The organism is Lactiplantibacillus pingfangensis, assembly GCF_005404945.1.
In the GTDB taxonomy this organism is placed as follows: Bacteria; Bacillota; Bacilli; order Lactobacillales; family Lactobacillaceae; genus Lactiplantibacillus; species Lactiplantibacillus pingfangensis.
On sequence record NZ_BJDG01000026.1, the window covers coordinates 1 to 13,601 of the forward strand.

The 13,601-nt window shown below is 40.9% G+C and carries 12 protein-coding genes; 10 read left to right on the forward strand and 2 right to left on the reverse strand.

Annotated features, from left to right (window positions below; genetic code table 11):
• Window positions 1–150: 150 nt before the first annotated feature.
• The gene (locus FFM74_RS11265) at window positions 151–1,017 is read right to left on the reverse strand and encodes a DegV family protein (protein WP_137626727.1); all 867 of its coding nucleotides are present in this window, start codon (window positions 1,015–1,017) and stop codon (window positions 151–153) included.
• Between the two features lie 185 nt (window positions 1,018–1,202).
• On the opposite strand from FFM74_RS11265, the gene FFM74_RS11270 reads away from it, so the two are divergent.
• Together FFM74_RS11270 and FFM74_RS11275 are read left to right on the forward strand one after the other, a co-directional pair.
• Window positions 1,203–1,658 carry a GNAT family N-acetyltransferase gene (locus FFM74_RS11270; RefSeq protein WP_137626728.1) on the forward strand — a complete coding sequence of 152 codons (456 nt, stop codon included), beginning with the start codon at window positions 1,203–1,205 and terminating at the stop codon, window positions 1,656–1,658.
• An 879-nt stretch (window positions 1,659–2,537) separates the two neighbouring features.
• On the forward strand, window positions 2,538–3,335 hold the full coding sequence (locus FFM74_RS11275) for a 2-keto-4-pentenoate hydratase (RefSeq protein ID WP_137626729.1): 798 nt from the start codon (window positions 2,538–2,540) through the stop codon (window positions 3,333–3,335).
• A gap of 75 nt (window positions 3,336–3,410) precedes the next feature.
• Here FFM74_RS11275 and FFM74_RS11280 read toward each other — a convergent pair whose 3' ends face one another.
• Window positions 3,411–3,947, reverse strand: a complete 537-nt coding sequence (locus FFM74_RS11280) for a phenolic acid decarboxylase (protein ID WP_137626730.1) — start codon at window positions 3,945–3,947, stop codon at window positions 3,411–3,413.
• Window positions 3,948–4,063: 116 nt separating this feature from the next.
• Between FFM74_RS11280 and FFM74_RS11285 the strand changes: the two genes are divergently transcribed.
• The 8 genes from FFM74_RS11285 to FFM74_RS11325 all read left to right on the forward strand — a co-directional run bounded on the left by FFM74_RS11285 (window position 4,064) and on the right by FFM74_RS11325 (window position 13,599).
• Window positions 4,064–4,609, forward strand: a complete 546-nt coding sequence (locus tag FFM74_RS11285; protein WP_137626731.1) for a PadR family transcriptional regulator — start codon at window positions 4,064–4,066, stop codon at window positions 4,607–4,609.
• A 103-nt stretch (window positions 4,610–4,712) separates the two neighbouring features.
• Window positions 4,713–5,174, forward strand: coding sequence for a universal stress protein (locus FFM74_RS11290; protein WP_137626732.1), 462 nt, complete (start codon window positions 4,713–4,715; stop codon window positions 5,172–5,174).
• 60 nt (window positions 5,175–5,234) lie between these two features.
• Entirely contained in the window at window positions 5,235–6,605 is a 1,371-nt protein-coding gene (locus FFM74_RS11295; protein WP_137626733.1) for an Nramp family divalent metal transporter, read from the forward strand.
• Window positions 6,606–6,868: 263 nt separating this feature from the next.
• Window positions 6,869–9,466 carry a bifunctional acetaldehyde-CoA/alcohol dehydrogenase gene (gene adhE, locus FFM74_RS11300; protein ID WP_137626734.1) on the forward strand — a complete coding sequence of 866 codons (2,598 nt, stop codon included), beginning with the start codon at window positions 6,869–6,871 and terminating at the stop codon, window positions 9,464–9,466.
• Window positions 9,467–9,873: 407 nt separating this feature from the next.
• Window positions 9,874–10,815 (forward strand): BglG family transcription antiterminator, encoded by a 942-nt coding sequence (locus FFM74_RS11305; RefSeq protein WP_137626735.1) that lies wholly within the window; start codon window positions 9,874–9,876, stop codon window positions 10,813–10,815.
• Between the two features lie 8 nt (window positions 10,816–10,823).
• On the forward strand, window positions 10,824–11,825 hold the full coding sequence (locus FFM74_RS11310; protein ID WP_263405201.1) for a BglG family transcription antiterminator: 1,002 nt from the start codon (window positions 10,824–10,826) through the stop codon (window positions 11,823–11,825).
• A 78-nt stretch (window positions 11,826–11,903) separates the two neighbouring features.
• Window positions 11,904–12,794 (forward strand): NADP-dependent phosphogluconate dehydrogenase, encoded by an 891-nt coding sequence (locus FFM74_RS11315; protein ID WP_137626737.1) that lies wholly within the window; start codon window positions 11,904–11,906, stop codon window positions 12,792–12,794.
• Window positions 12,795–13,146: 352 nt separating this feature from the next.
• Entirely contained in the window at window positions 13,147–13,599 is a 453-nt protein-coding gene (locus FFM74_RS11325) for a PTS sugar transporter subunit IIA (protein WP_137626739.1), read from the forward strand.
• Window positions 13,600–13,601: the final 2 nt, after the last annotated feature.

Here is a 13,601-nt window from a genome sequence, read left to right on the forward strand (position 1 = left end):
TATAAAAAGCACATAAAAAATCCGTTGCCAGTAATCAAGATTGGTCTTGATTACCAACAACAGATATTATAGAGCCGAAAAAAACAAAGGCTTAGCAGAAAAGGATCAGCGCAACGTGTGAGTACGTTGCGCTGATCCTTTTGAATAAGCTTATTTAGGCCATTTTTCCCAATCTTTAGCCCAGAATAGTCCCATCACGCCTTCGCCAACGTGCACGCCGACGACCGGTCCAATTTCACTTTGGTCAATGGTCAAGCCAGGAAAGCTTTCAGCAATATCTGCGACCCATTCAGCTTGAAGCTTGGGGTTATTCCCATTAACGATGGTGATCCGTAAGGGATAATCAGTCGTCTCAATCGCCGCCGCCAATTTTGCTTTAATCGCGGCATAGGCCCGTTTCATCGTCCGTTCCTTTTCGATGGCAACGATTTTACCGTCTTCAAAGGTTAGAACCGGCTTAATTCGAAGCAGGTTACCAACGAGTCGTGAGGCGTTTGAAAGCCGCCCGGTTCGAACTAAATGGCTGAGATTATCAACGACGAAGTAAACTTCGGTCGTGTCACGTAAGTGTTTGAGTTGTTCAATGACAGCTTCCGGCGTTTGGCCTTCAGCAATTAACTTAGCGGCTAACATCGCCATATTGGCCTCGCCGGCAGCAGTGATCAAAGAATCAAATGGATAAACTTTAATGTTTGTAATATTTGGTAGATAGCTTTCAAGGTTGGTGATGAAACTAGTGATGCCAGAAGAAAGATGAATACTAATTACGGCGTCATAACCGTCGGCGGCCAACTGGTCATACATTTCTTGCATTTGACCCAATGTAATCTGTGTTGTGGTCGGTAATTCTGGTGCGGTCCGCATCCGTTCATAAAATTCCTTGGACGTGATTTCAATATTTTCTAAATAAGTTTGCTGACCAAAAATAACGGTAATTGGAACGACAAAAATATTATATTTTTTGATATCGGCGGCCGATAAATAACTTGCACTATCGGTTACAATTGCTGTTCGCATTTTTCCCCTGCTTTCATCGTGACAGATTATGTTGTATTATACCGCTTGTGTCGTGTTGAATGCTAGTTTTCATGAATGCGATGCTGGTTTTTAACGGCATTTTAAGGCCGAAAAATCCGCTATAATGTTGTATTCCAACGCCAAAACCGCCATAATAACTTTAATGATGGGGGAGTTGATCAACGATGGCAACAATTGAAATTAAAACAGCAACAGTGGCAGATCTTGACGCATTGGCTGAGATTTATTTGATTGACCGGCAGCGTGATTTTCCGTGGGCAACGAATCCTAAATTAGCCGACTTTGAACATGATAGTCGGGGTGAATTTATTCAAGTTGCCTGGGTTGATGGTCAACGAGCTGGGTTCTGTTCGCTATACCGGTTAGCGAATTTTATTCATCTCTTATTCATTGCGCCAGAGTTCCGGAAAATGGGCGTCGGCGAAAGCTTGTTAGCTGAAATGCGACAATATGCAACCGAACCAATGACCTTAAAATGCGTCATGGCAAACGAAGGGGCATTGAAGTTTTATGCACGGGTCGGCTTCAGGGTCGTCAAAGCTGATCGTGATGCATTACCACCGAATTACACGCTGCGTGATACGCGAACTGAACAATATGTTGCCTTAAATTTACAATAAGTCATAAAACTGAACAAGACTGTCAAAGATAAGGCTATTTTGATCAACGATAAACGTGACTGATGAGTCTGGGACAAACTCCCAGACTCTTTTTGTAACTCCGAATATTAATAGCCGAAACGTGGAACAAAAGGCACGGATGTCACAGAGCTACGAAAACCGAACGATTGAAAGTCCCAATCATCCGGTTTCCTAGGCTATGCTCGGTGGCAAACCGCCCTTTGTCCCACTCTCTTGGAGCGACCTGTTTTCAGGACACTTTTTTTATTTTACACAGTTATTTTTAATAATTGACTTGACATTGATTTAAACTGGCGCTAAACTCAATTTATAAATTAAAATTTGATTAAAAAACTTTGAAAAGGAACGGAACTAAGTGGGTTCAGTTAGCGAGCTGCGGATTGGTGTAAGGCAGTCTGAACAGCTTAGTCATGATCACCTTTGAGTTGAGCCCCGAAATTAAGTTGGAGGCGGTTCTGGATGGTACCCATTAGTGTACCGGCGTATCGCAATTTTGCTGTACGCGCTAAGGTGTTTGTTGTGAGATGAACACGAACAAAGGTGGTAACCCGTTATCGACGTCCTTTAACTAACTCAGTGGAGTTAGTGAAGGACGTCTTTTTTAGTCAATTTAAGGTGGTGAGGACGATGAAATCGGACATTAGAGTGGCTAGTACCCGACAAACATGGCCAAGGCGTACTAGTCCACTAACGGTTCAAATAATGAATACATTGAACGTCCTAATCCCTAGGACTTCAGAAATGGTCATGGCGTAAAGCACATAGAAGCCAGCTTATTTAGTCTATTGACTAAACACATAAATAGGACCAACACATATTGATTAGCAACAGGCACACATAGAAACGGAGACATCGCTTATGACAACTGCTACTGTAACAGAAACCGAATTTGCACAGAAATTATTTGACGCTTATCAGACACAACATGCCTTGAATCCAACTGATTTTAAAGATGTCGTTGTTGACGAGGAGATGGCTTATCGTGTTCAAGCCAAGTTAACGGACCTCAAGCAACAACCGGTTGGGGGTTATAAAGTGTCACTAACTAGTGCGGAAACGCAGAAGATGTTTAACGCGCACACGCCACTGTATGGTGCGCAAGTCGCAGATCATTTTTTAGCAGCACCGGCAAGCGTTCGATTAAGTCAGCTGATGGCACCACTCGTTGAAGTAGAACTTGTTTTTAAAGCCAAAGAAGCGCTAACTGCCACAGATTCTTTAACTGATTTGTGGCGTAAGACTACTGTCGCGCCCGGCTTAGAATTACCGGACTCACGGTTTTCTGACTGGTTTCCAAGTCTGCCTAAAAATTTAGTGGTGGCAGATGCGGCCGTCGGGGGACTAGTTGTCTATGGTGAAGAAGTGGCAACCTCACAACGGTTTAAGTCAGTTGGTGCGGTGGCGACTGTTAACTGTCGGTTAACACATGACGGCGTGGAAGTTAAAACTGGTGTGGCCAGTGAAGTTCTTGGGAATCCATTGAAGTCGTTGCACTGGTTGGTGGGCAAACTAGCGGAACAAGGAAAAGTGGTCGGGGCAGGACAACGTGTGTCGTCAGGGACATTCGTCTTGCCACCAAGTTTAACTGCCGGTCAGTGGGAAGTATCTTTTGATCAACAACTCGGCAATGTCGCACTCGTTGTCACGAATGAGTAAGTCAGTTTGAAGGTTATATCTCAAAACGGTCGTCACATTTTTTGTGGCGACCGTTTTGATGTTTCACGTGAAACATTAGTTGTTTAAACGATGATAATTCTGATCAAAGTACTTACCGTTACGAATCTCATCAGGTAAGTTCTTATAAGGTGCTTCACTGATGACATCTTCATTATCTTGTCCGGCATCGCCCATGTAAGTGATGGTTGCAAATTCAGGGACAACTAGTTTGGGATAGGTGGCGTATTTTTCACGTGACGCTTCCATTAAGGCAATGTGCTCATTTTGGAAGGTAACCGTGATTTCAGGATGGTCTTGAACCCATTTAGGAAAGAAGATCGTGCCGTTAACTTTGTTCTCATTAGGTAAGAAGTCCAAAGCGACATCGGTACCGGTAGGCTCTGTCCAGGCAACTTTATAAATACCCTCAGTTAGCATGACGATATTTGCTTCTTGATCTTTAACCCAACGACCAGCAACCATGCCACCATGAATGCGGTAGTCAACCGTATGATCGTTTTTAGCGTACCATTCATATTCCCAACCATTGTCGTAAGTATAAATAAAATGTGTGCCTAGAAAGTCGTCTAAAGTTTTAAACTTTTTTGTCATTAGTTATAGCCTCTTTTAATTAAATTAGTAAAATTAAAACATGTAATTAGTTATATGTTTTAATCAACAAGGTTAGTGTATACTGAACTTAATGATTCGTCAAGGAGGGTCTTCTCATGGCGCAAAAAAACAAGTTACAATTTATTATTCTAGGCTTACTAAATCAGCAACCGTTGACGGGCTATGACTTAACAAAAGCTTTTGAGCATGAAATTGGTGAATTCTGGCAGGCACAACATAGTCAGGTTTATCCGCAGTTAAAACGACTCGAAGCGCAGGGCTACATTACGCATGAAATTACCATTAGTGGCGAGAAACTTGAAAAAAAGCTCTACCATATTGTGCCCGCTGGTCAAGCCGCTTTAACGACTTGGATTACGGCGGGGACGCCAGAACTCACGGCAACTAAGGATGAGTTTATTTTGAAACTCTACTTTGTGCGCACGAATCGTGATCCACGATTACCTGAGATGCTGACAGAACAATTACACTTACATCAAGACAAGCTTGAGCATTTACAGCAGCGCTTAACGACTGTCTTTCCAACGAAAGCCACACAGTCGGAAAATTTTGGCCATTATTTAATCTTGCAACATGCTTTAGGTCGGGAAACAGACTATGTAACCTGGTTGAAGCAGACACTTACGGCCTTGCCGAAATGAGCTGAAATTGGGTTGAAAAAGCAACTGGAACGACCACGTTAAAGCGATGAAAGGGTTATAATATAGTGGCAATAACCAATTCAATTTAATGAGGAGGGATATCATGGACAGTAATAAAATGAATGACCCGTTAATTTATCGACGGATCTTGTTGACCGTGGACGAGGACGACAATACGTCTTCGGAACGGGCTTTTCGGTATGCAACGACGTTGGCGCGCGATTATCGGGTGCCGCTAGGGATTGTGTCTGTTATGGAAAGTGAAGATATTAATATTTTCGATTCGCTGACACCATCAAAAATTCAAGCCAAACGAAGACAGGTTGAGCAAGTTGTGCAGGGCTATGTTGATTTGGCTGAAGCTGGTGGGGTTAAGACGGTTGAACCGCTTGTTTATGAAGGCGGCGATGTGGATGATGTGATCTTGGAACAGGTTATTCCGGACTTTAAACCGGACTTGTTAGTCACTGGGGCCGATACGGAATTTGCACATTCAAAGATTGCCGGTGCGATTGGGCCACGGCTAGCACGGAAAGCGCCAATTTCCGTCATTGTCGTTCGTTAAAACAAAAAATCAAACTCAACCCCCTCAGGAGTTGTATACGCGGAAAGAGGGCGTACCGTTTTGAAAAAGAAAACGGGCGAAAAAAAACAAACCAGTAAATTCATTAAGGAGACTGGTACCCAGCGTAAGAGTCTGGATGAAATTAACGGGACGATCGAGGTCCCAGAAGATAAAGGCTACTTTCGGACACTGCTGGCATACACTGGGCCGGGGGCATTAATTGCGGTCGGCTATATGGATCCAGGGAATTGGATTACGTCAATCGGTGGTGGTGCGAGCTTTAAATACACCTTACTGAGCGTCGTTTTGCTATCTAGCTTGATTGCAATGTTGCTACAAGCCATGTCAGCGCGACTCGGAATTGTGACCGGTCGTGATTTGGCACAGTTAACACGGGAGCGAACTTCTAGATGGGCTGGAATTGGGTTGTGGATTATTACAGAGCTGGCGATTATGGCGACAGATATTGCTGAAATCATCGGTTCTGGGATTGCGTTAGAGCTATTATTCGGTTTCCCATTAATTGTCGGGATCACGATTACGGCATTTGATGTGTTGATCTTATTATTCTTGATGAAATTAGGCTTTCATAAAATTGAAGCGATTGTGGCGACGTTGGTCGCGGTTATTTTGTTTGTGTTTGCCTATGAAGTATTTTTGTCGAAGCCGGATGCGCTGGGCGTTTTAGGTGGCTATGTGCCGCGGGCCGAGATCTTGACCAATCAACCGATGCTTTATTTGGCGTTGGGGATTGTTGGGGCAACGGTTATGCCGCATGATTTGTATTTAGGTTCGTCAATTTCACAAACGCGGAAATATGATATTCATGACGAAGCGTCTGTTCGGAAAACGATTCGGTTTACGATTGCGGATTCTAACATTCAATTGACGCTGGCGTTTGTGGTCAATAGCCTCTTGCTGATTTTAGGCGCGGCGTTGTTCTTTGGGACACACAGTGACCTAGGACGATTCGCCGATTTGTTTAACGCGCTGAACAATTCTAAAATTGTTGGCGCGATTGCGAGTCCAATGCTCAGCATGTTGTTTGCAGTTGCGTTACTTGCGTCCGGGCAAAGTTCCACGATTACCGGGACGTTAGCTGGTCAGATTATCATGGAAGGCTTTATCCACTTGCGGATGCCATTGTGGGCACAACGGTTATTGACACGGCTAATGTCAATTACGCCGGTGTTGATTTTTGCGGTTTACTATCATGGCAACGAAGCAAAGATTGAAAGCTTACTGACATTTTCGCAAGTCTTTCTGTCGATTGCCCTGCCGTTTGCGATGATACCATTGATTATTTTTACGAGTGATAAAAAGTTGATGGGCGTTTTTGCGAATCGGCCATGGGTTAAATACACCTCATGGATTGTGGCGATTATTTTAGTTATTCTGAATTTACAATTAATTTGGACAACGTTAGCGTAGGGTTAAAAACGAGTTTCGGTTCTTTGATGAACTGAAACTCGTTTTTTTTGTCTGAAAAAATGAATCGTCGGGGAACTTTGTTCATTAATGAACTTTATTTTTGAGTGTCTTGGGACGCTTGAAAGCCCACCGGGATAAGGATGACAAACACTTGATATTATTGAATTTATAATTTTATAAAAGTATCGGTTGCATTTTTAAATGAGTTAGTTATAATAATGTTTGTAAATTAATTCACAAAGAATTTAACGGAGGAACCCGACATGATTAAAACTAACCAAAAACCTAAAGTTGAAACTGAAGTTGACACACTTGTCCAACGTTCTAAAAAAGCATTAGCGGAATTGAAAACGTATACACAAGCGCAAATTGATGATTTGTGTGAAAAGGTTGCTGTCGCTGCACTCGATAATCATATGAAATTAGCCAAATTAGCGGTAGAAGAAACTGGACGAGGCGTTGTTGAAGATAAAGCCATTAAGAATATTTATGCTAGCGAATATATCTGGAATAGCATTCGTCACGATAAAACTGTGGGAATTCTAAAAGATGATGATGAAACCCAGTTGATGGAGATTGCGGAACCAGTCGGAATCGTTGCCGGGGTCACGCCGGTGACGAATCCCACGTCAACAGTTGTTTTTAAAGCATTGATTTCATTAAAAGGTCGGAATACGATTATTTTTGGCTTTCATCCTCAGGCCCAAAAAGCGAGTTCCGAGGCTGCACGAATTATGCAAAAGGCAATTGCTGCAGCAGGAGGGCCGGCAGATGCAGTCCTTTATATTGAAAAACCTAGTATTGATGCGACGAATGCTTTAATGCATCATCCAGATGTAGCGACAATTTTGGCAACCGGTGGTCCTAGCATGGTAACCGCTGCCTATTCATCTGGCAAGCCAGCTTTAGGTGTTGGCCCTGGTAACGGACCGACATATGTCGAGAAAACAGCAGATATCAAGCAAGCAGTTAATGATATTGTATTATCGAAAACGTTTGATAATGGGATGATTTGTGCATCGGAAAATAGTGCTGTCATTGACAAAGAAATTTATGCGGCAGTGAAAGCTGAATTTATTCGGCTAGGCTGCTACTGGGTCAAATCAAAAGATGTTCAAGCTTTGAGTGATGCTGTCATTGATCCAAACCGGCATACTGTTCGAGGGCCAGTGGCCGGGAAATCAGCTTATCAGATTGCACAAATGGCTGGATTGGAAGATGTTCCCGTGGATTGCCGTGTATTGATTGCTGAAATTAATGGCGTCGGCGTAAAATTCCCATTATCTGGTGAAAAATTATCACCTGTCTTGACTGTTTACAAAGCAGATTCACATGCCTCAGCTTTCAAGCGGTGCAATGAATTATTACACTATGGTGGCTTAGGTCATACTGCGGGGTTACACACCACAGATGACGATCTTGTTAAAGCTTTTGGGTTAGCAATGCCTGCTTGTCGAATCTTAATTAATACGCCCTCTTCAGTAGGTGGTTTAGGCAATATTTACAACAATATGACGCCATCGTTAACCTTGGGAACTGGATCATATGGTGGTAACTCAATTTCTCATAACGTCACAGATATGGATCTGATTAATATCAAAACAGTTGCGAAGCGCCGGAATAATATGCAATGGGTCAAGATGCCACCTAAGGTTTACTTTGAACGAAACTCAGTTCAATATTTGGAACACATGGCTGGAATTAAGAAAGTCTTTATCGTTTGTGATCCTGGGATGGTTGAATTTGGCTATGCAGATCGAGTTACCGCAGTTTTAAATCGGCGACCAGAACCAGTGGATATTGATATTTTTTCAGAAGTTGAACCAAACCCATCGACTGATACGGTTTACAAAGGTGTTGCCCGCATGAAGGCATTCCATCCCGATACCATTATTGCATTAGGTGGGGGCTCAGCAATGGATGCAGCGAAAGGCATGTGGCTCTTCTATGAACATCCTGAAGCTTCCTTCTTAGGGGCTAAACAAAAATTCTTAGATATTCGGAAACGGACTTATCGTGTACCTGTTGCAAATAAGGTGACATACGTCGGGATTCCAACCACCTCTGGGACGGGTTCAGAAGTCACCCCATATGCAGTTATTACCGATTCAAAAACGCATGTGAAGTACCCAATTACTGACTATGCTATGCAACCAGATATTGCAATTGTTGATCCACAATTCGTTGAAACGGTGCCTAAGCGGACGACTGCCTGGACAGGGTTAGATGTCATTACTCATGCGACCGAAGCTTATGTGTCAACGATGGCCTCTGATTTTACTCGCGGCTGGTCAATCCAAGCCTTGCAACTGGCTTTTAAATACTTGAAGGCATCCTATGACGGGGACAAATTAGCGCGTGAAAAGATGCATAATGCGTCTACTTTAGCTGGGATGGCTTTTGCAAATGCGTTCTTAGGAATTAATCATTCCATTGCGCATAAATTGGGAGGAGAATTCAATCTTCCTCATGGTTTAGCGATTGCCATCACATATCCGCAAGTTGTTCGGTATAATGCGGAGATTCCAACTAAACTGGCAATGTGGCCCAAGTATAATCACAATACAGCGTTGGCAGACTATGCTAATATTGCGCGTGCTGTGGGATTAGCTGGTAAGACGGATGAAGAATTGAAGGAAAGCCTGGTCCAAGCTTATATTGACTTGGCACATTCGATGGACGTGACGCTTTCTTTGAAGGCTAATCGAGTTGAAAAGGAACACTTTGACGCGACCGTTGATAAGTTAGCTGAGTTAGCCTATGAGGACCAATGTACGACCGCTAATCCACGAGAACCATTAATCAGTGAATTGAAGGCTATCATGGAACGTGAATGGGATGGTCAGGGCACTGAAAAATAGCTAACAACTATTATTTTTGTGGGTTGTTGACTGAATAGTAAATAAAGAGCTGTCATTACTATACATTAGTGATGACAGCTCTTTATTTATGAAGTGTTTGTTCCTAACGACAAAACGATGGTAGCGATGGTAATGATATAAGTAGCATGTTTGAATTTTAGTTTAGAAACCAACAACATAAAGCGCAAACGCTAATAAATGGTCTATCATTAATCACCATTGGTATTATAAGTATTTTCAGGGGAATTTGGCAAAACATTATGTAAATGATTATACTAATGATTGTTATCACCAGTTAACTTTAATTTTGTTAGTTATTATTACGGAACTTATATTAGTTCCGTTTTTGACGTGTGAAGATAGTTTATTAGCCATTAGTATTATGAATGTAGCCCAGAGGTGATTATGTGACAACTAGTAGTGGTATGGGCGAACAAGTAAGTAATGACGTTCAAAGAGTTATTGCATATATTTATTCCAAGGATTTAGTGCACTATTCAGAATTAACTAAGTTGTTAGACGTCTCTAGGAAAAAAGTTCCAAAATATCTTGATTTGGTTGAGGAGGCTCTAAAAGGTACAGATGTTAGACTAATCCGCAAACGTAATGTTGGTATTTATTTTGAAGGTGACTTTGATAAGTTTAAACAAAAGTTTCAAGATGATGCGCAGTTATTAAATCTTGACGCGGTTGGGCGTGAAAGTCTGATCTTGTTAAAGCTGTTAATTTCAGATCATGAAATAACAATGGCACGATTATGTGAACGCTTTTATATTAGTGGAAGCACTTTAGATCGTGATATTAAACAAATCAAAATATCATTAGCCAAGTATCATCTGCAACTATTGAGCGATAATCATGGTCTTTATATAAAAGGAGCTGAACGCAATAAGCGCAACATTGCAAGTAAAATCGTTGCTCGATATTGGCGTGAATCGGTCAAGGCCAATACTCGGGTAGTTAATTTTCCGAGTTCTTTGAACGAGTTAATAGATAAGGATTCGCTAAAAAAAGTTCAAACAGTTTTGCATGAATTGCAAATCAAGACTGGATTAACTTTTACGGAATATCAGTATCAATCACTGCTTATCCATATCTGTATTTCGACGCTACGAATTAAGAATGATCGGTTTCTACAGGATAGTGATTATGGTGCTAACCAGTTTTGTGAGGAGACCAGAGTACTGGTTAAATTATTGGAGACAACTTTAAAAATTAGTATTCCTGTGACTGAACAAGAGTATCTAAATATTCATATTTTAGCTGCGAAAAAGAATCGAATTGAAGTTACTGATTTTGAGCAAAATACCAAGTTAAACACAAAATTGCAAACGCTTTCTGCGTTTTAACTAATGAGCTGTCAGATTATGACGACCAACTCATCAATGATTTATCAATTCACTTGGAACCGGCATTGCACCGCTTTCAAGTGGGATTACAGGCTTTTAATCCCTATACCAAGGAGATTATTAAACTTTATCCTCAATCTTTTGAACTAGCCTTTGAATTAAGTCAAAAGATTGATCAACGATTTATGGTCACGATGGATAAGAATGAAATTGCTTATCTAGCACTTCACTTTGAAGCCTTTCTAGAACGTAAACAACCAACAACCAAAGTCAAGAATCTCGTCAATATTGTTGTTGTATGTAGCACAGGAATGGGGACTGCACGTTTATTAACGCAAAGGATTCGTCGTTACTTTAATGGTGAAGTTGCAGTTAAACGGGTTATCTCGGTGTCAGAGCTATTTAGAACTAAGATTTCAGAGGACTTAATTGTTAGTACATTGCCATTGGATATTCCAAATCAACGGGTTGTAGTGATTGAACCATTCTTCAATGAAGCAGAACGGGTCCTTTTGAAGAAACAGATCGATGAAATATTAGGCAAGAAACAACCAACAGTTAATGCGTTTGTGGCATTGTTGAATTCTCAGCTAATATTTGTTAATCAAACGTTAAATACTCAGCAGGCGGTAATTAACTATGTGGGTGAACATTTGATTACTAAAAAGTTTGCAAAATCTGGAGTTGTTGAGGCTGCGCTTGAGCGTGAAAAAGTTGCCTCCACAGTTATTGAAAAAGGGTTAGCAGCTATTCCACATACAGCTAGCAAGTATGTTAATAGGTCTAGTATCTCGATCTTTATTAATCCGGGCGGTATTCAATGGGGCGATGATACTGTAAAGGTTGTCTTCTTCATTGGATTTAGTCAGGAAGATCTAAAAATTTTGTCGCTAGATGAAGTGTATAAATACTTTGATCGTCTGTTAGCTGCTAAGAAAACAATGAATCAACTTGTTGCCGCTAAGGATGTTACTTCAGTTCAACAAATAATTAATGAATTTTATAATTAAAAAACTAATTTTAAGAGGGTGATGCGGCATTCTTATTGGCGTCGCAATCAATATTAATAAAATAAAGGATGGTAAATTATGAAAGTATACTTAGTAGGTCTCGGAAAAATGGGTTACAATTTAGCGCTTAACATGAAAGCGCACGGACACCAGGTTGTTGGATTTGATGTTAGTGCGGACGTGTTAAAAAAAGCAAATGCCGATGGCTTTGAGACAATTGATTCTTTAGACCAATTACAAAAAGACACGGAACGAAAAGTTATTTGGGTGATGCTACCAGCTGGTAAAATTACTGATTCAACTTTGCTAAAGCTGGAAAAGCTAGTTTCTGAGAATGATATTGTGATTGATGGCGGCAATTCAGACTATCATGTTTCCGTTGAACGAGCTAAGGAATTTGCCAACGCTAAGGCCTTCTTTATGGACATTGGGACATCTGGTGGCACATACGGGGCATTACATGGTGCCAGCTTTATGGTTGGCGGAGATGAAAGCGCCTACAAATACATTGAGCCATTACTTAAATCCATGGCAGCGGAAGATGGGTTGCTTTATACCGGTAAATCAGGCAGCGGTCATTACTTGAAAGTTATCCATAACGCAATTTTACATTCAATGATGGAAGTTATTGGTGAAGGGTTTGATTTATTACATGCTAGTCCCTTTGATTATGACTTAAAGGATGTAGCTTATACCTGGAATAAGTCAGCATTAATTCGTGGCTGGTTAATGGAATTGATGTATCATGCATTGGATCAAAACAAGAAGCTGGATGATGTCAGCACAGTTATTCATTCAAGCAGTGCTTGTGCGGATGCAGTTAAATCAGGAATGGATTTAAATATTCCGGTACCGGCATTCGGACTTTCATTATTAATGCGTCAAAGAACTCAAAATCAAGAAACTTTTGATGCAAGAGTTATTAACTCTTTGAGAAAGGAGGTTGGCGGTTATCGGCCGGAAGCGTAAGTTATTTTATTGGTACAACGTGGAACATCAAAAAGGTAGAACTGTATACTGTTGGAACACTTTAATCAGTTATATAAGATTAATCCTAATTTTATCAGGCGTAATTCTCTGTGTTCAGAATCATTATGTAATTGCGCTACTGGTTGTGCTAGCCTACGGTGTTATTTACTTCTCATACCTTCATAAGAATCACAATATCCTACTTAAGATTCACCAAAAAGAATCAATTGCAAAAATTACGGGATTCAGATATTCATTTACCCGCCCATTAGAAATATGGGTTAAGTAGAATGCCAGGTGATTATAGGTAATTGCCAATAGAAAAGGTCTATTAATTGAAGGTAGTGAAATTATGAATGATTTGATAAAAGACAATATTAACTTGCATGCAGACGTGAAAACAAGAAAAGAAGCGTTATATCAAATGAGCGTCATGCTTGAAAAAAATGACGTCATTAGTGATAAAGATGCCTTTTATGCAGCTGTACTTGATCGTGAGGCGATAGGCCCTACTGGAATGGAAAATGGCATTGCGATCCCTCACGGTGAATCTGATGTTGTTAAAGATGCAGCTATTGCAGTCTTTAAGACCAACCAAGATTTGAAATGGGATAGTTTAGACGGTAAGCCGATTAAATTGATCTTCATGTTGGTTGTTCCGACACAGCATCGAGATGTTAACCATCTGAAGATATTATCGCATCTCTCAGCAGCTTTAACACATAAAGATGTTCAGCAACAGCTATTAACAGAAAATAATGTAACCGATTTCAAGAAAATATTAGAAAAATCTGGAGGAATGTAATT

Bases quoted from the DNA above. Each gene is read 5' to 3' on its own strand.
- FFM74_RS11265 (WP_137626727.1), bottom strand. From the start codon at position 1,017: ATGCGAACAGCAATTGTAACCGATAGTGCAAGTTATTTATCGGCCGCC.
- FFM74_RS11270 (WP_137626728.1), top strand. From the start codon at position 1,203: ATGGCAACAATTGAAATTAAAACAGCAACAGTGGCAGATCTTGACGCA.
- FFM74_RS11275 (WP_137626729.1), top strand. From the start codon at position 2,538: ATGACAACTGCTACTGTAACAGAAACCGAATTTGCACAGAAATTATTT.
- FFM74_RS11280 (WP_137626730.1), bottom strand. From the start codon at position 3,947: ATGACAAAAAAGTTTAAAACTTTAGACGACTTTCTAGGCACACATTTT.
- FFM74_RS11285 (WP_137626731.1), top strand. From the start codon at position 4,064: ATGGCGCAAAAAAACAAGTTACAATTTATTATTCTAGGCTTACTAAAT.
- FFM74_RS11290 (WP_137626732.1), top strand. From the start codon at position 4,713: ATGGACAGTAATAAAATGAATGACCCGTTAATTTATCGACGGATCTTG.
- adhE (WP_137626734.1), top strand. From the start codon at position 6,869: ATGATTAAAACTAACCAAAAACCTAAAGTTGAAACTGAAGTTGACACA.
- FFM74_RS11315 (WP_137626737.1), top strand. From the start codon at position 11,904: ATGAAAGTATACTTAGTAGGTCTCGGAAAAATGGGTTACAATTTAGCG.
- FFM74_RS11325 (WP_137626739.1), top strand. From the start codon at position 13,147: ATGAATGATTTGATAAAAGACAATATTAACTTGCATGCAGACGTGAAA.